An 18,110-nucleotide genomic window follows, 5' to 3' on the forward strand; every position below is an offset into this window, starting at 1 on the left:
GGTCAGCCCCCCAACATACGCGCCGCCTGCACGTACCAGGTATTGAGGTAAGGGGGAACGTACAAACCCAGCATCAAAGCAAGCGCCAGGTGAATAAACACCGGCAGCAGAGCGGGCGGGTGGGCCAGCCGCTTGAGCGAGGTCTCGCCAAACACCATGGGCAGCACCCGGATCAGCATGGAGGCAAAAGCGACGCCGAGCGCCAAAAACAGAAATGGCGTGGCCCAGGGTTGCTCGCGCATCGCCGTGGTGAGGATCAGGAACTCGCTGGCGAAGACACCGAACGGCGGCATGCCCAGAATTGCCATAGCCCCCAGCATGAGGCCCCAGCCCACCGCCGGATTCACCTTGATGAGGCCACGAATTTCATTCATGACCTGCGTTCCGGCTTTTTGGGTCGCGTGGCCCACGGTAAAAAAGATCGCTGACTTGACGAGCGAATGAACCGTCATGTGCAACAAGCCGGCAAAGTTGGCAATGGGACCGCCCATGCCAAAGGCAAAAGTGATCAGACCCATGTGCTCTATCGATGAATAGGAAAACATGCGCTTGACGTCTTTCTGCCGTGACAGAAAAAAAGCAGCCACCACCACCGACAGCAGGCCAAACCCCATCATGAGCTGACCGGCCAGGGGGCGCTGCAGGGCGCCGTCGGTGAGCACCTTGCAGCGCAACACGGCATACATGGCGACATTGAGCAACAGGCCGGAGAGCACGGCCGACACCGGGGTCGGGCCTTCCGCATGGGCGTCCGGCAACCAACTGTGCAGGGGCACCATGCCGACCTTGGCGCCGTAGCCGATGAACAGGAAAGCAAAGGCGAGCGTGACAATGGCCGGGTCCAGCTGCGTCTTGATCGCATCCAGGTTGGTCCACAGCAGCGTAGCGCCGTGCGGACCCAGCACTTTTTCCGCCGCCATATACAGCAGCACGGTACCGAACAGCGCCTGGGCAATCCCCACCCCACACAGGATGAAGTATTTCCAGGCAGCCTCCAGGCTGGCCGCCGTGCGATAAACACTGACCAGAAGCACGGTGGTCAGCGTGGCGGCCTCCATCGCCACCCAAAGGATGCCCAGATTATTGGTGGTCAGTGCCAGCAGCATGGTGAAGCTGAACAACTGGTACATGCCGTGATAGAGGCGCATGCGGGGCGGTGTCATCTTGCCATGGTCTTGCTCGACCCGCATGTAGGGCCTGGAAAAGATGGCGGTGGTGAGCCCGACAAAAGCGGTCAGGGTGACCAGAAACACATTGAGCGGATCAATGAAGAATTGTTGGCTCCAGACAAAGACCGGTCCATTGGCAATGACCTGCGCCGTCAGCACGCAGGCGGCGATGAAGGTGGCCAGGCTGAACACGACATTGACATTGCGGGCGAAATCGCGATGACCGGTGAACGCCAGAACCGCACTGCCAAGCAGTGGAATACCCAGAACAAAAAACAGGACGGGCACGGTCAGTCTTCCTTGAGCGCTTCGAGGTTGTGGATGTCCAGACTGTCGAATTTTTCGCGAATCTGGAACATAAACACACCCAGAATAAGAACGCCCACCAGCACATCCAGGGCGATGCCAAACTCCACAATCATCGGCATACCGCTGGTAACCGTGGTGGCCGCAAAAATCAGCCCGTTTTCCATCGACAGAAAACCGATCACCTGTGGCACCGCCTTCGAGCGGGTGATCATCATCATGAACGACAACAGCACGCAGGCCAGCGCAATGCCGAGTGAGCCACCGGCCATGGAAGAGGACAGACGCGAAATCGGCAAGGCCAGGCTGAAGGAAAAAATCACCAGCCCGATACCCACCAGCATCGTGGTCGGGATGTTGATCAGGGTTTCCACATCCCAGCGCACATCCAGGCGCCGGATAACCCGGTGCAGCAACCAGGGTATCAATATGACTTTAAGCACCAGAGTCAGGCCCGCTGAAACATACAGATCCGGTTGGTGCGTGGCATAGCCGAGCAGGATGGACGCCGCCACCAGGGCCGCGCCCTGCAGGGTGAAGAGATTGATCAGGGAGACGATGCGCCGCTGGGAGATCATGGCGAACGACAGCATCAGGATCAGGGTCGCAAACAGGTTGATCAGTTGGGGCACGAATTTGATCATGACGTTCCCAGCAGGATATTGACCAGCAGGCCGATCACCGCCAGCAAAAAGGCAGTCGCAAGAAATTCAGGCACGCGAAAGATGCGCATCTTCGCGCTGACGGCCTCGACGCACGCCAGAAAAATACCGCCGATCGCCAGCTTGATGATAAGGACCGGTAGCGCCAGGAGCAGCTCAAATGGCGCATCGGCTTCTGCCACACCCCATGGAAAGAACAGCGCCAGTCCCATGCAGGAATAGGCAAACAGTTTCAGGCTGGCGGCCCATTCGAGCAGCGCCAGATGGCGCCCCGAATACTCAAGGATCAAGGCCTCATGAATCATGGTGAGTTCCAGATGCGTTTCCGGATTGTCCACCGGCACCCGTGCGTTCTCGGCCAGTGACACCATGGTAAACGCCACGCCGGCCACCAGCAGGCTGGGGTAGATTGCCAACTCGCGATGCGCCAGCGTTTCGACGATGGTGGTGAGTGAAGTTGAACGGGAAATCATGGAGGCACAAAAAAGAACCATCAGCAACGCGGGTTCGGCCAGAAAACCGACCAGCATTTCGCGGCGGGCACCGAGCGTTCCGAAGGCCGTGCCCACATCCATCGCAGCCAGGGAGATGAAGACGCGCGCCAAGGCGAACAAGCCGACCAAGGCGATGGCGTCTGCAGCGGGCGACAAAGGCAGGTCCGTCGACAGCGTCGGGATGATGGCACTGGCCAGAACCATGCAGCCAAACACGATATAGGGGACCACACGAAACAACGGCGAGGCGTGTTCGGCCAGCACGGATTCCTTGTTGAACAGCTTGTGCAGGACGCGGTAGGGCTGCAGCAAGCCCGGAGCCGACTTGTTCTGCAACCGGGCGCGCCATTGGTTCACCCAACCAGAGAGCAGAGGCGCCAATACCAGCGCCGCGATAATCGCCAGCAGTTGGGATATCAGGCCGAGGAGGCTCATGACACCCCCCACGCCCGGCACCGCATGTCCTCGCCGCCTCCCCAGTGGGCATCCGATTGTTTGAAGCGGTTCTGCACTGCGCTCATAGCTTCACCACCAGCAGCACCAGGATCAGGGTCACGAAGCTGTACATCAGATAGACAGCGATGCGCCCTTGCTGCAGCAGTCCGATCCATTTTGACAGGCGTTCGACCAGCGCCGCCACCGGCAGGTAGAGCCAGTGCCACAGCGGGTCCTCCACCGTCACAAGATAGCGCGGCTGCTCATCGAACGGCGTGGGCAACTTCCGTTTCATGCGGAACATGGGTTCGAAGATCTGCCGGATCGGTTGTCCAAAACCCTCTGCCGTGTCCTGCATGCGGGCGGTTTGCCAGGGATAGCCGCAGTCCCATGGAGGTGCGCGGCGTGTCCGACCATGGTACAACTTGCGGACGAACAAGTAAGCCAATGCAAAACTGGCCAGCACGCCCAGCAGGAAGATGGCCGGCGCGTAGCTGGCGCGTTCGATGCTCACCGGCACCAGCAACCAGCTGCCGGCCTCAACAGTCCGCCCCAGACCTGCCGATACCAGCAGTTGCGTTACCGGATCCATCAACGCGATCAACTGATTGGGGAACAACCCCAGCACGACGCAGCCAAGGGCCAACCAGAGCATGCCCATGCGCTCCCAGCTACCCGTGTCATGCGCATGGGCGAGTTTTTCTTCACGCGGCTGGCCCAGGAAAATAACGCCAAAGTACTTGACCATGGTGTAGCCGGAAAGCGCGGCGATCAAGGCAATCAGCGCAGCCACCACGGGCACCAGCATGTTGAGAAACGAGCTGGGCAGCCCGGTGGTAAACAGAAAGCTTTGCAACAACAGCCACTCCGCAACGAAGCCCCCGAATGGCGGCAGACCGGCACACGCCAGTGCGCCAATCAGACTGGGCCAGGCCACCCAGGGCATGGTGCGAATCAGGCCGCCAAGCTTGCCCAGGCTGCGCTCGCCCGTGGCATGCAACACGGCACCCGTACCGCAGAACAGCAGGCTTTTATAGAAGGCATGGCTAAGCAGGTGGTACAAAGCCGCCGTCAGGGCCAAAGCAGCCAGCGCGGTCATGCCATAGGCCGAAAACAACAGGGACAAACCAAAACCAACGCACATCAGCCCCACGTTTTCAATCGAGGAATAGGCGAGCAGACGCTTCATCTCCACCTGCACGGTGGAGAAGATGACGCCAAACAGCGCGGTAGCCAATCCGATCGCCATCAGCAGCACGCCCCACCACCAGATACGCGTCTGCAGCAGATCAAACGACACCCGCAACAGGCCGTAAAGAGCGATCTTCAGCATGACGCCACTCATCAAGGCAGAAAAAGGCGACGGTGCGGCTGGATGTGCTTCGGGCAACCAGGCATGCATTGGCAGCAGGCCGGCCTTGGCACCAAAGCCGAATACCGCGAGAACAAAGGCGACGGATCCCCAGAACGGCGACAAATGTTGGGCCCGCATATTGGCGAAGGTGTAGTCGCCCGTGTTGGCCTGCAACACGCCAAAACACAGCAAAATGCCCAAAGCACCAATATGCGCCAGCAGTATGTAGAGGTAGCCTGCGTTGCGAATTTCGGGAATGCGGTGGTTCGCCATGACGAGGAAAAATGACGAAAAAGCCATGGTCTCCCAGGCCACCATGAAGGCGTAGGCGTCGTCGGCGATCACAACCATGACAATACTGGCCAGGAAAACGTGATATTCGAGGCAGATCAAGCCTGGAGGCGTGCCCTCTCCCTTGCGAAAATATCCGGCAGCAAAAACTGACACGCCTGCCGATACGCCCCCAATGACAATCAGGAAGAAGGCGGACAAACTGTCCAGGCGCAGATGAAAGGGCAACTGGGGCAGCCCGATGGGCAGCACAGCCACCTCGGGTCCACTCCCCACGGCGCTCAGTGCGATCCCCAGCAGCGCAAGAGAAAAAAAGCCACTCAACGGAAACAGCACGATCGCCACCAACCTGAAACGCCTGAGTGCCAACACACCCATCACACCCGTCAAAAGCCAGGCAACAACAAGCACCAGGACCCAGTCCAGGTGGATCCATGCTGCGGGGTGGGGGAAACCGTTCATTCAGCGTCCGTCAAAAAAAACAGATTCAAATGCACATGTAACTGATGGTACTCGCAGTCGTCCGCTTGCCGTCCGATATGCGAGCAGCCCGGCCCCGGCGTCATGCGGCAAAGAGGGTTGGTTCATGACTATCTTTACCTCCCTAAGGCGTCGTCTGACACGGCCCGGTTCATCGTACCGTTCGAGACCACCCCCTGAGCGCCATGCGCCCGGCTCGCAGCTGCTCGGCCCGCCTGAAAAACGAAAAAGGACAGACGCCTGGTGGTCCCCGGTAAAATCAGCCAATTCAACGTTTCAGGCAGCCCAATCTCATGTCCATCTTCGCCCGGCCCCACTACTCCTCGGAAGCGACTCAATTCATTGACGAGCTCAAAGCGAAAAAGCCAACGCTGGAAGCCGAGCAGCGCCAGGGGCGTGCCATCTTGTGGGACAAGAAGCTGGACCGCTCCGAGCAGGCCGACTACCAGGATGCGCGGGTGCCCCAGCAGCCTTACGTTTATGGCACTTCCGGCCACCCGAACAGCGAAACCACGCCAAAATAAGAGTCAAAATGGCGACCAGCCCTTATCGGCCGGGCGTCAACAGCTATATTTTTCATAGCGACTGACCTCTCCCCATTCATGTCCACCATCACCGAACTGCCGCCGACGCCGTCCGAGCCGGGCTTGCCCGTCGACGAGCTGGCCGCGACGGGCATGCCCGGCGTGATTGACCAGGTGGCGCTGGCCCGGCTGTACGGCGAGCCGCTGTTCGCCATGCCGCAGGATCTGTACATTCCGCCCGATGCGCTGCAGGTCTTCCTGGAGGCCTTCGAGGGCCCGCTGGACTTGCTGCTTTACCTGATCCGCAAGCAGAACTTCAACATTCTCGACATTCCGATGGCCGCGGTGACCCGGCAGTATCTGGTCTATGTGGACGAGATTCGCGCCACCAACCTGGAACTGGCTGCTGAATACCTGCTGATGGCTGCCATGCTGATCGAGATCAAGTCGCGCATGCTGCTGCCGCCGAAAAAGGTGGCCGACGGGCAGGAGCCGGAAGACCCGCGCGCCGAACTGGTACGCCGGCTGCTCGAGTACGAGCAGATCAAGCTGGCCGCACACAAGCTCAACGAAATCCCGCAGTTCGGCCGCGACTTCCTGCGTGCCCAGGTGTATGTGGAGCAGGCGTTGCAGCCGCGTTTCCCGGATGTCAGCGTGGTCGACCTCCAGGAAGCCTGGCGCGACATCGTCAAACGCGCCAAGCTGGTCCAGCACCATGTGATTTCCCGGGAAGAGCTCTCGGTGCGCGAGCACATGAGCATCGTGATCCGCAAGCTGCAGGGCCAAAAGTTTGTCGAGTTCGAAAATCTCTTCGACCCGACCCGCGGCATGCCGGTGCTGGTGGTCACCTTCATCGCTTTGCTCGAACTCTCCAAGGAAGGCCTGATCGACGTGACCCAGGCCGAGGCCTACGCGCCGATTTATGTGCGCCTGGCATACACGCCAGCCTGATCCCCCTCCCCATCGCATGGCGAACGCCAGCCCAACGCCGTCAGGCACCTACAGCTACGACGCAGTCATAGTCGGCAGCGGCTTGGCCGGGCTCAGTACAGCTTTGAAGCTGCTGCAAGGCCCTGAAACTGAAACGCTTGGTAGTGAGCCGTTTCGCATTGCCGTCCTGACCAAGGGCGCGCTGGCCGACGGCGCCAGCGGCTGGGCCCAGGGCGGCATTGCCGCCGTGCTGGAGCGCGGCGAGGAAGGCGACAGTTTTGCAGCACATATCGCAGACACCCAGGTGGCCGGCGCCTGGTTGTCCGATGAAGCGGCCACAACGCAGGTGGTCGAAGGCGCACCCGTAGCCATCGCCTGGCTGCAGGCCCAAGGCGTGGCCTTCACACAGGAACCCGGCGCCCATCCAGCGCTGCACCTGACCCGCGAAGGCGGACACAGCCACCGCCGCATCGTTCATGCGACCGATGCCACAGGTGCTGTCGTGCAGGAAAGCCTGATTGCCGCAGTGCGCGCGCATCCGGCCATCGACGTGTTTGAGCAGACCACGCTGGTCGACCTGATCGTCCAGAACGACAGCACCACCGGCCGGCCGCGCTGCGTCGGCCTGTATGCACTGGACAGCCGCGACGACGGCGCCAGTACGGGAGGCGGCATCGTCCGCACCTTTGCCGCGCACCACACCCTGCTGGCAACCGGTGGCGCCGGCAAGGTCTATCTCTACACCAGCAACCCCGACACCGCCACCGGTGACGGCATCGCCGCTGCCTGGCGCGCTGGCTGTCGCATCGGCAACATGGAGTTCATCCAGTTCCATCCGACCTGCCTGTACCACCCTGAGGCCAAGTCCTTTTTGATCAGCGAAGCGGTGCGCGGCGAAGGCGGCCTGTTGCGCCTGCCAGAATCGGCGGGCGGCGCCCGCTTCATGCCTGAACACGATGAACGCGCCGAGCTGGCCCCGCGCGATGTAGTCGCCCGCGCGATTGATTTCGAGATGAAAAAGCACGGCGTGGACTGCGTCTACCTGGACATCTCGCACAAGGGCGAGGCCTTTGTGCGCGAACATTTTCCGACCATCCACGCACGCTGCCTGTCGCTCGGCATCGACATCGCACGCCAGCCGATTCCCGTGGTGCCGGCCGCCCACTACACCTGCGGCGGCGTGCTGACCGACCTGGCCGGACGCACTGACATTGCCAACCTTTATGCTGCCGGTGAAACCGCCTGCACCGGTCTGCACGGCGCCAACCGGCTCGCCAGCAACTCGCTGGTGGAGTGTGTGGTGTTTGCGCAGGAAGTTTCGGATGCTATCAAATCGGAAGCTAGTGGCGCCCGCCACACAAGGGCTGATGGCCAAAATGACTCACAGGTTTCGCTACCCGCCTGGGACGAGAGCCAGGTGACCGATGCCGACGAGCAGGTGGTGATTGCCCACAACTGGGACGAGCTGCGCCGGCTGATGTGGAATTACGTGGGCATCGTACGCACCAACAAACGGCTGGAGCGCGCGGCACACCGCATCGCACTGCTGCAATCGGAAATCGACGAGTTTTACGCCAACTTCCGCGTCACGCGGGACCTGCTGGAGCTACGCAACCTGGTGCAGGTGGCCGAGCTGATCGTGCGTTCGGCGCAGTCACGCCACGAAAGCCGCGGCCTGCATTTCAGCCGCGACTACCCGCAGACCGATGCGGTAGCCCTGCCTACCGTGCTGGTACCGTCCAAAGCCTGACGCTGTCACCCAAGGCGCGGGTCCAGGTCTGCATCCAGCCAGCCGCGCAGGCTGTTCACAAAAGCCAGGGCCTGCACCCGTGGCAGGTCTTCCAGGCGCACCACGCCTTCGCTGAGCCGGCCGGCTTGCAGTGCCTGGGCACGGCCTATGCCGCCCAGCAGGCCGCAATGCAACGGCGGGGTCAACCAGCGGCCATCCATCAGCAGCGCAATATTGCCGCGCGTGCATTCGGTGACTTCCCCTTCGGCGTTCCACAGCAAGGTGTCGAAAATGCCTTCTTCCATCGGCGTGAAAGCGTCGTAATGGGCGCGCCGTGTGGTCTTGAAGCGCACGAACTCGCTGTGCGCATCTTCAATAGCGCGGTCCGCCAGTTGCAGACGAACGCGCTGCGGTGATGGCGGCAAGACAAACGCCTCGGCCCGCGCCTGCCCCCGAACGTCCAGCAGCAAGCGCACGCGCCAAATGCCCTTCGCGTGGATCTGTACCAGCTGCTGCAAGCATTGCTCCACCTGCTGTGGCGACCAGGGATAGCCGAAATGGGCCGCTGCTGCTGCCATGCGCGCCAGATGCGCCGGTGCATCGCGCAAACTGCCGTCCTCCAACGCCAAGGTTTCCAGTAATTCAAACGGCATGCTTGCGCGCTCCACGAAGGCGCGCTTGTGGCGCCACTCCTGCCATTCTGCCGCGGCCAGCGCGCCGGAAGTGATGCCGCTGCCAATGCCGCAAGTGGCCGCGCTGCCTCGCAGCGTCACGGTGCGGATGGGCACGTTGAAGGTGGCGCGTATTCCGCTTTCACCCGGATACACCACGCCGAAAGCCCCGCAGTAAACCCCGCGCGGCGCCGGCTCCAGGTCCTGAATCATCCGCATGGCGCTGACCTTGGGCGCCCCGGTGACCGAGCCGCAAGGGAACAGCGCTGCAAACACGTCGGCCAGCGCACAACCGGCGCGTGTGCGTGCCTGCACGTCCGAGCTCATCTGCCACACGGTGGGCAGGGCCTCGGTATGGAACAGCCGCGGCACCTGCACGCTGAACGGTTCGGCGATACGCGACAGGTCGTTGCGCAGCAAGTCCACGATCATCACGTTTTCGGCGCGCTCCTTGGGTGAAGATCGCAGGGCTTGCGCGAGTGCCGCATCTTCAGCGGGCGTGGCACCACGCGGCGCCGTGCCTTTCATGGGCCGCGTCAGGATGCGGCCGTCGTGCCAGTCGAAAAAAAGCTCAGGTGACACCGAAAGCAGTTGCTCATCACCGGTGTCGAGAAAGGCCGCGTAGCCCCCCGGCTGAGCGCGTTGCAGGGCGGCAAACAGGGCCAGCGCCGTGTCGCCTTCCGGCTCGCCGCGTAAAACGCCGTACAGGGGGGCGGTGAAATTCACCTGGTACAGCGCACCGGCGGCAATGGCCTGGTGAATGCTGTCCAGCGCAGTGTCAAACGCGGCTCGCGAACAAGCGGCCTGCCATTGCACCTGCACGGCGCCAGCGCCCTCTCCGTCGTCAGCCGGCCAGGGCAGCGCTTCGTCATAAACCGCAAACCAGGCCAGCGGCCCCTCGGCCGCATGCACGGCCAGCGCCGTGTCAAAGGCCGGTGCGGCTTCGTAGCGCAGGTAGCCCACGCACCAGAAGCCTTGTGCGGCCGCAGCCTGCACGGCATCGAGTACTGCCCTCACTTGAGCAGCTTCGTGCGCTGCCAGTATCTGGCGGGGACTGCCAAACACGCGGCGCAGACGTGGCCCGTCCGGCAGGCAGGGGTCGGAAAAATCGATGCGTGCCGAGCAGGCCGGCATCAGGCCGCGCCGATGCGCGGTACCAGCCCGGCCACGGGCTGGCCCGCACGCTGCGCCGCGGTGAACGCCAGCATGCGGTCTATCGGCAAGCGGGCCCGCACGCCCAGGGCAGGGTCCACATGCACTTCCGGGCTCAATGTTTGCAACACCTGCGCCAGACCAGCCAACCCGTTCATCGCCATCCAGGGACAGTGCGCGCAGCTTTTGCAGGTGGCACTGTCACCGGCCGTCGGCGCTTCGATAAAAACCTTGCCGGGGTTCAACGTGCGCAGCTTGTGCATCATGCCGTTGTCGGTGGCGACGATGAATTCCCGCGCGTCCATCTCGCGAGCCGCCTTGAGAATGCCCGAGGTCGAACCCACCGCATCGGCGAGCGCAATCACGTCCGCGGGTGACTCGGGATGCACCAGCACTTTGGCCTTCGGGTGCTCCTTCTTCAGCGCCTCCAGTTCAAAGGCCTTGAACTCGTCATGCACGATGCAGCTGCCGTTCCACATCAGCATGTCGGCGCCGGTTTCACGCTGGATATAAGCGCCCAGATGTCTGTCGGGTGCCCAGAGAATTTTCTGGCCCTGCTCCTTCAATGCCCTGACGATGTCCAGTGCGCAGCTCGAGGTCACCAGCCAGTCGGCACGCGCCTTGACGACGGCGCTGGTGTTGGCATAAACCACCACCGTGCGGTCCGGGTGGGCATCGCAAAACGCGCTGAATTCGTCCACCGGGCAACCGAGGTCCAGCGAACAGGTGGCATCGAGATCGGGCATCAGCACGCGTTTTTCGGGTGAGAGGATTTTCGCGGTCTCGCCCATGAAACGAACGCCCGACACCACCAGTGTGGTTGCCGCATGGTCGCGCCCGAAACGCGCCATCTCCAGCGAGTCGCTGACCAGCCCGCCGGTTTCCTCGGCAAGGTCCTGCAGGTCCGGATGCACGTAATAGTGCGACACCATGACGGCATTGCGCTCCTTCAGCAGGCGGCGAATCCGGTCTTTGAGCACAGCACGCTCATCCTGCGCCGGCTCCACCGGCACGCGCGCCCAGGCATGCCGCGTCGGGCAGGAGGGCTGCTCGTAGTCGATGCGCACCAGGGGCTGGACGGTAGTACTTGCGGCGTCACTCATGGCGGGCCTCACAGCTGCGTAAACCGCATGGAAAAATCGATCGCCTTGACGTCTTTGGTCAGGGCTCCGATGGAAATGCGGTCCACCCCGGTGGCGGCTATGCCGGCCACCGTGCCCAGCCCGACGCCGCCCGACACTTCCAGAATCGCCCGGCCTGCCGTGATGCGCACCGCCTCGCGAAGCTGCGCCAGGTCCATGTTGTCGAGCAAAATCATTTGGGCACCTGCAGCGAGCGCTTCCTCCAGCTGAACCATGGTCTCGACCTCGATCTCAACAAAAGTTGCCCGGGCAGCCACTTCGGCAGCACGCTGCAAAACAGCCGTGACGCCACCGGCAGCGGCGATATGGTTTTCCTTGATCAGCACCGCGTCGTACAGCCCGATGCGGTGGTTGCTGCCGCCGCCGCAGCGCACCGCGTATTTTTGGGCCAGCCGCAAACCGGGCAGGGTTTTGCGGGTGTCCACAATGCGCGCACGGTTGCCCGGCACCGCATCCACAGCCCGCACGTAAGCCGCCGTTTGCGTGGCCACAGCGCTGAGCAACTGCAAGAAATTAAGCAAGGTTCGCTCACCGCTCAGCAGCGCGCGCGAATTCCCCCGGATTTCCAGAATCACCTGGTTGGCGCTGCAGGCCTGGCCATCGCTCACATGCCAGACCAGCTCGGCCTGCGGGTCCAGCCGCTGCAATGTCGCCTCCACCCAGGGCCGGCCGCAGATCACCGCAGCTTCGCGCGCCAGCACACGGGCCTGGCTGCGCTGCACCGGGTTCACCAGGCCCGCAGTCAGGTCACCGGCACCGAGGTCTTCGTCCAAGGCCCGACCGGCATCGGCGCGCGCAAGCAGCGCCATGCTGGCATCGGAAAAATCAAACCGGTCATTCATTTTTTTCGTCGTTTCACGCAAATGTTGGCGGCAAGCATAGCGGCTTCGTAAAGAACCCTTCGGTTAGCACACTATCGGCACCACAGGAAAAAGGATTTCGGCCCCCAGGCCGCCTGTACTAGAATGCAATTGCTCCGGGGTGCTGCCGGCCATTGTGGCCGAGCAGCTGAGATGGCCAACAACCCAAACCCGTGAACTTGAATCGGTTCGTACCGACGTAAGAAGAGCTGACTGCCTCCGGCCCCCCCGGCAATCCAGTCAACGACCAACACCACAGCGCTGGTATTGGCCACACCTTCGGAGCACTTTGTGTAGACCTACACCTAAAGGACGCCCCGATGAACGCTCCAGACAAATTTGTCCAACTGCTTTCGCTGACGCGCGAACCGTTTCCGGCATCGCGCAAGATTTACGTGCCCGGTCAGGTCCATGCGGACATACGCATACCGATGCGCGAAGTCAGCCTGAGCAACGGTGAGTCCGCCACGCTGTACGACACCTCTGGTCCCTACACCGACCCCAGCGCCAACATCGACGTGCGCCGCGGGCTCGAGGCCCTGCGCACGCCCTGGATTGAGGCACGCGGCGACACAGAAATTTACACCGGCCGCGCCGCGCAGGCGGTCGACGACGGGACGAGACGAGAAGACCGTACCGACCCGTCGGACCCGGAAGTCCTGCGTATTGCCGCGCTACGCGCCCAGGCTGCCGGCCTGCAGCGCACACCGCGCCGTGCCAAGGCCGGCGCCAACGTGAGCCAGATGCACTATGCACGCCGCGGCATCATCACTCCGGAGATGGAATACATCGCGCTGCGCGAAAACACCAAGCGCGAATGGATGGCCGAATACCTGGGCGACGCCGAGCGCGCCCAGCGCCTGCGCGGCAACCCCATGGGCGCACAGCTGCCCGAGTTTGTGACGCCGGAGTTTGTGCGCGACGAAGTGGCGCGCGGCCGCGCCATCATTCCGGCCAACATCAACCACCCCGAAGTCGAGCCCATGATCATCGGCCGCAACTTCCTGGTCAAGATCAACGCCAACATCGGCAACTCGGCGGTGACTTCGAGCATTGAGGAAGAAGTTGAAAAACTGGTCTGGGCCATCCGCTGGGGCGCCGACAACGTGATGGACCTGTCCACCGGCAAAAACATCCATACCACGCGTGACTGGATCATCCGCAACTCGCCGGTGCCTATCGGTACGGTGCCGATTTACCAGGCACTCGAAAAAGTCGGCGGTATTGCCGAAGACCTGACTTGGGAGATTTACCGCGACACCCTGATTGAGCAGGCCGAACAAGGCGTGGACTACTTCACCATCCACGCCGGTGTGCGCCTGCCCTTTATCCCGATGACGGCCAAGCGCCGCACCGGCATTGTTTCGCGCGGTGGTTCCATCCTGGCCAAGTGGTGCATGTCGCACCACAAGGAAAACTTCCTGTACACGCACTTCGAAGAGATCTGCGAGATCATGAAGGCCTACGACGTGAGTTTCTCGCTGGGCGACGGCCTGCGCCCGGGCTCCGGCGCCGATGCCAACGACGAAGCGCAGTTTGCCGAACTGCGCACGCTCGGCGAGCTGACCAAAATCGCCTGGAAACACGATGTGCAGACGATGATCGAGGGTCCCGGCCACGTGCCCATGCACATGATCCAGGCCAACATGGAAGAGCAGCTCAAGCATTGCGACGAGGCGCCGTTCTACACCCTGGGCCCGCTGACCATCGACATTTCGCCCGGCTACGACCACATCTCCAGTGCGATTGGCGCAGCGATGATCGGCTGGTTCGGTACCGCCATGCTGTGTTACGTGACGCCCAAGGAGCACCTGGGCCTGCCCGATCGCAACGACGTCAAGCAGGGCATCATTGCCTACAAGATTGCCGCGCACGCCGCCGACGTGGCCAAAGGCCACCCGGCTTCGCGTGCGCGCGATGAGGCGCTGTCCAAGGCACGCTTCGAGTTCCGTTGGTACGACCAGTTCAATCTGTCGTTGGACCCGGACACCGCGCGCGAGTTTCACGACGAAACCCTGCCCAAGGAAGTCAGCAAGGTGGCGCATTTCTGCTCCATGTGCGGGCCAAAATTCTGCTCGATGAAAATCAGCCAGGAAGTGCGCGAGTTTGCGGCACAACAAGGTATTGCGGAAAACGCGGCACTGGACCAGGGAATGCAGGCAAAATCCGCCGAGTTCCGCGAAGGCGGCAGCGAAATCTACATCCCCATCCAGAAACTCTGAACCCACGCCGACAGCGGCGGACACACCCATGCATATCGGCATCGCAGGCGCAGGCCTTCTCGGACGGCTGCTGGCCCTCAAGCTGGCCAGGGCCGGCCATTCGGCCGAGGTTTTTGATCCCGCGCCGGGGCCGGAGGCGCCGGCCGGCGGCGTGTATGCCGCGGGCTGGACGGCCGCAGGCATGCTCAGTCCCACGGCCGAGCTCGAGTCAGCGGACGAAAACGTGTTTGCGCTCGGCCTGCGCTCGCTGGAACTCTGGCCCGCCATCGTGGCGGCCCTCGACATGCCGGTCGAGTTGCACCAGCGCGGCAGCCTGCTGCTCGCGCATCGCGGCGATGAAGGTGCGGCGCGGCGCGTGGTGGACCTGTTGAAACACAAGGCACCTGCGGGCCATGCACCACAGCTGCTGGAGGCCGCTGCGCTGAAGGAACTGGAGCCGGACCTGCATGGCGTGGCGCATGCCTGGTTGTTGCCGCATGAGGGACAGATCCACACCGTGCAGGCTATGGTGGCCCTCGCCCATGCTGCCGGTGCAGCTGGTGCGCGCTGGCATTGGGGAAGCACAGTGGACCGCCTGTGCCCCGGTGAAATACACACCGCCCAGAGCGTTCTGACTTTCGACTGCGTGTTTGACGTGCGTGGCACAGGTGCCCGGCCTTCCCCTCAAGTCGCCGACACCTCCGCGGGCTTCACCCCCGGCGTGCGCGGTGTGCGCGGCGAAGTCATCTGGCTGCATGCGCCCAACGTGACGCTGCAGCGGCCAATACGCCTGCTACATCCCCGGCACCGGGTTTACCTGGTGCCGCGCGCTGGCGGGCATGTCGTCATCGGCGCCAGCGAGATTGAAAGCGAAGACCGTTCGCCGATCTCGTTGCGCAGCATGGTGGAACTGCTGGCCGCGGCGCACAGCATCATTCCTGAACTGGCCGAAGCACGCGTTGTTCACACGGAAACCAACCTTCGCCCCGCGTTGCCAGATAATTTGCCGCACGTTGAACAGGAGCCCGGACTGGTACGCATCAACGGCCTGTTCCGGCACGGCTGGCTGATTGCGCCGGCGCTGGTCGAGCAAACGCTGCTGAAACTGACGTGACACTGATCAACATCACACTCAACGGCGAAGCCCGGCAAGTGCCGGCAGGCAGCAGCCTGGCCGATGCACTCGCCGCCGTCGAACTGCCAACGGCCTCGTTTGCCAGCGCCATCAATGGCGAGTTTGTGGCGCGTGATGCGCGTGCGCAAGCCCTGCTTGCAGAAGGCGACGCCGTTTTTACATTTCAGGCCATCACAGGAGGCTAGCTCATGAGTTTCCAAATCGCCGGCATCGAGCTGACCAGCCGTTTTTTCCTCGGCACGGCCAGCTACCCGTCGCCGCAGGTCCTGCAGCAGGCCATTGCCGCTTCTGGCGCGCAGGTGGTCACCGTCGGGCTCAAGCGCCAGCTGGCCGCCGGTGGCAGCACGCAGAATGATTTTTACAAGCTGATCCAGGCCAGCGGCGCCCGCCTGCTGCCCAACACCGCCGGCTGCCGCAGCGCGCGTGAGGCCATCACGCTGGCCAAGATGGCGCGTGAACTGTTCGGCACCAACTGGATCAAGCTGGAGGTGGTCGGTGATGAACATACGCTGCAGCCTGACCCGTTCGAGCTGGTGACCGCTGCCACCGAACTGGTGCGCGATGGTTTTGAAGTCTTCCCTTATTGCACCGACGACCTGGTGAGCTGCCAGCGTTTGCTCGACGCCGGTTGCCGCATCCTGATGCCCTGGGGTGCACCCATCGGCTCGGGCCAGGGTTTGATCAATCCCTACGCACTGCGTACATTGCGCGCGCGCCTGCCGGGCGTGCCATTGATCGTGGACGCGGGCATCGGCTCGCCGGCCGATGCGGTGCAGGCCATGGAGCTCGGTTACGACGCGGTGCTTCTCAATTCGGCAGTGGCCCACGCGCGCGATCCGGTGCAGATGGCGCTCGCCTTCAAGCTCGGCATCGAAGCTGGGCGACTGGCGTACGAAGCCGGCATCATGGCGCAGCAGGACATGGCGGTCGCCTCGACCCCGGTTACCGGTCGGCCCTTCATCTTATGACCGACCCCATCAACACCGCACCGGTCTGGACCTCATCAAGCCATGCGAAAGAAATTGAACGGCTACTGCAGGACCAAAGCGATCAACCCTCCCCAAGCGCCGCTTTGCTTTGTGTCGACCGCAAGGAAGCGACCGCCCTGCTGAACCTGATTTCTCTGGACACGCGCGACGCCGTTGAACAGGCTGCCAGAACCTTGCGCACACGCGTATGCAAAGCCGTGGTGATCATCGGCGGCAAGAACGAAGCCTATGCCGACACCCTGCAGGCCAGCGGTTGGTTGAGCCAGCCGGCAGGTCAGCCTGCCGTCGATACCTCCGCCTTTGCCGCCAGTGCGACCGGGGCATTGGCAAAAGGTTTTGTTGCCATCGATGCGATCGTCCTGGCCTGCATGGCGGCAGCTTCGCCGGAGCCCGGCGCCGGTTTTTCCCAACACAGCAGCAACCTGCCGTATTTCAGCCTACCGCGGCCTACCCAGGTCAGTGGCTTTGCCGCGCTCAGCGAGCCGGACCTTGGTCTTTATGCCGTGGTGGACAGTGCGGCGTGGGTCGAACGCGTAGTAGCCGCTGGTGTGCGTACCGTGCAGCTACGCATCAAGGATGCGGAGCATCATGAGCAGCGCGAGTTCGTACGGCAACAGGTGCGCCAGGCGATTGCTGCGACGACACGGGCCGGCGCGCAGCTGTTTATCAATGACCACTGGCAACTGGCCATCGAGGAAGGCGCGTACGGCGTGCACCTGGGCCAGGAAGACCTGCACATCGCGGACCTGGCCGCCATTCGCCAGACCGGCTTGCGGCTGGGTATCAGCACCCATGCGTATTGGGAAGTCTGCCGCGCCTGGGCGCTGCAGCCCAGCTACATCGCTTGCGGGCCCATCCACCCCACCAAGGCCAAGGCCATGCCGTGGATCCCTCAAGGCAACGACAACCTGGCCTACTGGTGCGCACTGCTGCCAACACCGGTTGTCGGCATTGCCGGCATGGACGCGCCGCGGACCGAACAGGCGGCACGCGCCGGCACGGCCGGGGTGGCCGTGATCAGTGCCATCACGGCGGCCGCGTCACCGGAAACCGCCATCGCACAATTGCAGGAAGCTGTGCAGCGCGGCCGGGCCAGTCCGCCCGTCACCGCGCCCCTGTTTCCCAAACCCACGCTTTCACCCACACCTTCACCCACGCCTTAAAGGCTTGAGGACACCATGCAACGTACCCTTCTTGCCGGAAAAATTCACCGTGCCACTGTTACCCAGTGCGAACTGCATTACGAGGGTTCCTGCGCCATTGACGACGACTTGCTCGAGGCTTCGGGCATTGCCGAGTTCGAGCAGATCCATATCTGGAACATCAACAACGGCGCGCGTTTCGTAACCTATGCGATACGCGCCCAGCGGGGCAGCGGCACCATCTCGGTCAACGGCTCGGCGGCACGCCAGGCGTCCGTTGGCGACCTGATCATCATTGCCGCCTTCGGGCAATTGCCGGCCAACGAGGTGGCGGGCTTCGAGCCCAAACTGGTGTTTGTCGACGAGAGCAACCGCATCAAGGAAGCGCGCTCCAGCATTCCTGTGCAGGTCCGCTGAGACCGCCCTCCTCCTGATTCCCCGGCG

Annotated in this window: 16 protein-coding genes and 1 riboswitch; of the genes, 9 read left to right on the forward strand and 7 right to left on the reverse strand. The window is 62.6% G+C overall.

What is annotated here, in order from left to right; all coding sequences use genetic code 11:
- Nucleotides 1-2: 2 nt before the first annotated feature.
- The 4 genes from B0B52_RS12250 to hyfB form a co-directional block, all read right to left on the reverse strand.
- Nucleotides 3-1,457 carry a hydrogenase 4 subunit F gene (locus B0B52_RS12250; protein ID WP_077593919.1) on the reverse strand — a complete coding sequence of 485 codons (1,455 nt, stop codon included), beginning with the start codon at nt 1,455-1,457 and terminating at the stop codon, nt 3-5.
- A 2-nt stretch (nt 1,458-1,459) separates the two neighbouring features.
- Nucleotides 1,460-2,119 (reverse strand): formate hydrogenlyase, encoded by a 660-nt coding sequence (locus tag B0B52_RS12255; protein WP_077593920.1) that lies wholly within the window; start codon nt 2,117-2,119, stop codon nt 1,460-1,462.
- Nucleotides 2,116-3,066, reverse strand: coding sequence for a respiratory chain complex I subunit 1 family protein (locus B0B52_RS12260; protein ID WP_077593921.1), 951 nt, complete (start codon nt 3,064-3,066; stop codon nt 2,116-2,118). Before B0B52_RS12260 ends, B0B52_RS12255 begins: the two co-directional genes overlap by 4 nt.
- Nucleotides 3,067-3,148: 82 nt before the next feature.
- On the reverse strand, nt 3,149-5,173 hold the full coding sequence (gene hyfB / locus B0B52_RS12265; protein WP_077593922.1) for a hydrogenase 4 subunit B: 2,025 nt from the start codon (nt 5,171-5,173) through the stop codon (nt 3,149-3,151).
- Nucleotides 5,174-5,484: 311 nt separating this feature from the next.
- Between hyfB and B0B52_RS12270 the strand changes: the two genes are divergently transcribed.
- The 3 genes from B0B52_RS12270 to nadB all read left to right on the forward strand — a co-directional run bounded on the left by B0B52_RS12270 (nt 5,485) and on the right by nadB (nt 8,395).
- Nucleotides 5,485-5,715: a DUF3460 family protein gene (locus B0B52_RS12270; protein WP_077593923.1), complete on the forward strand. Its 231-nt coding sequence runs from the start codon at nt 5,485-5,487 to the stop codon at nt 5,713-5,715.
- A 78-nt stretch (nt 5,716-5,793) separates the two neighbouring features.
- Nucleotides 5,794-6,666: a ScpA family protein gene (locus tag B0B52_RS12275; RefSeq protein WP_174575490.1), complete on the forward strand. Its 873-nt coding sequence runs from the start codon at nt 5,794-5,796 to the stop codon at nt 6,664-6,666.
- A gap of 16 nt (nt 6,667-6,682) precedes the next feature.
- Nucleotides 6,683-8,395, forward strand: a complete 1,713-nt coding sequence (nadB, locus tag B0B52_RS12280; RefSeq protein WP_077593924.1) for an L-aspartate oxidase — start codon at nt 6,683-6,685, stop codon at nt 8,393-8,395.
- 5 nt (nt 8,396-8,400) lie between these two features.
- Here the strand turns inward: nadB and pabB are convergent, their stop codons facing one another.
- From pabB to nadC, 3 genes are read right to left on the reverse strand one after another with little or no spacing between them, the layout of a single operon-like run.
- Entirely contained in the window at nt 8,401-10,179 is a 1,779-nt protein-coding gene (pabB, locus tag B0B52_RS12285) for an aminodeoxychorismate synthase component I (RefSeq protein WP_077593925.1), read from the reverse strand.
- Nucleotides 10,179-11,300, reverse strand: a complete 1,122-nt coding sequence (nadA, locus tag B0B52_RS12290) for a quinolinate synthase NadA (RefSeq protein ID WP_077593926.1) — start codon at nt 11,298-11,300, stop codon at nt 10,179-10,181. Before nadA ends, pabB begins: the two co-directional genes overlap by 1 nt.
- Before the next feature lie 8 nt (nt 11,301-11,308).
- A complete protein-coding gene (nadC, locus tag B0B52_RS12295; RefSeq protein ID WP_077593927.1) occupies nt 11,309-12,181 on the reverse strand; it encodes a carboxylating nicotinate-nucleotide diphosphorylase in 873 nt (290 codons plus the stop codon).
- Nucleotides 12,182-12,306: 125 nt separating this feature from the next.
- Nucleotides 12,307-12,422, forward strand: a riboswitch (TPP riboswitch).
- Nucleotides 12,423-12,519: 97 nt separating this feature from the next.
- Here nadC and thiC point away from each other — a divergent pair.
- From thiC to panD, 6 genes are read left to right on the forward strand one after another with little or no spacing between them, the layout of a single operon-like run.
- On the forward strand, nt 12,520-14,421 hold the full coding sequence (gene thiC, locus B0B52_RS12300) for a phosphomethylpyrimidine synthase ThiC (protein WP_077593928.1): 1,902 nt from the start codon (nt 12,520-12,522) through the stop codon (nt 14,419-14,421).
- 28 nt (nt 14,422-14,449) lie between these two features.
- Nucleotides 14,450-15,514, forward strand: coding sequence for an FAD-dependent oxidoreductase (locus tag B0B52_RS12305; protein WP_077593929.1), 1,065 nt, complete (start codon nt 14,450-14,452; stop codon nt 15,512-15,514).
- Nucleotides 15,511-15,720 (forward strand): sulfur carrier protein ThiS, encoded by a 210-nt coding sequence (gene thiS / locus B0B52_RS12310; protein ID WP_077593930.1) that lies wholly within the window; start codon nt 15,511-15,513, stop codon nt 15,718-15,720. Before B0B52_RS12305 ends, thiS begins: the two co-directional genes overlap by 4 nt.
- 3 nt (nt 15,721-15,723) lie before the next feature.
- Nucleotides 15,724-16,503: a thiazole synthase gene (locus B0B52_RS12315; RefSeq protein WP_077593931.1), complete on the forward strand. Its 780-nt coding sequence runs from the start codon at nt 15,724-15,726 to the stop codon at nt 16,501-16,503.
- Nucleotides 16,500-17,687 carry a thiamine phosphate synthase gene (locus B0B52_RS12320; RefSeq protein WP_077593932.1) on the forward strand — a complete coding sequence of 396 codons (1,188 nt, stop codon included), beginning with the start codon at nt 16,500-16,502 and terminating at the stop codon, nt 17,685-17,687. Before B0B52_RS12315 ends, B0B52_RS12320 begins: the two co-directional genes overlap by 4 nt.
- A 15-nt stretch (nt 17,688-17,702) precedes the next feature.
- The gene (gene panD, locus B0B52_RS12325; RefSeq protein ID WP_077593933.1) at nt 17,703-18,083 is read left to right on the forward strand and encodes an aspartate 1-decarboxylase; all 381 of its coding nucleotides are present in this window, start codon (nt 17,703-17,705) and stop codon (nt 18,081-18,083) included.
- Nucleotides 18,084-18,110 lie beyond the last annotated feature (27 nt).

The organism is Polaromonas sp. A23 (genome assembly GCF_002001015.1).
Classification (GTDB): Bacteria; Pseudomonadota; Gammaproteobacteria; order Burkholderiales; family Burkholderiaceae_C; genus Polaromonas.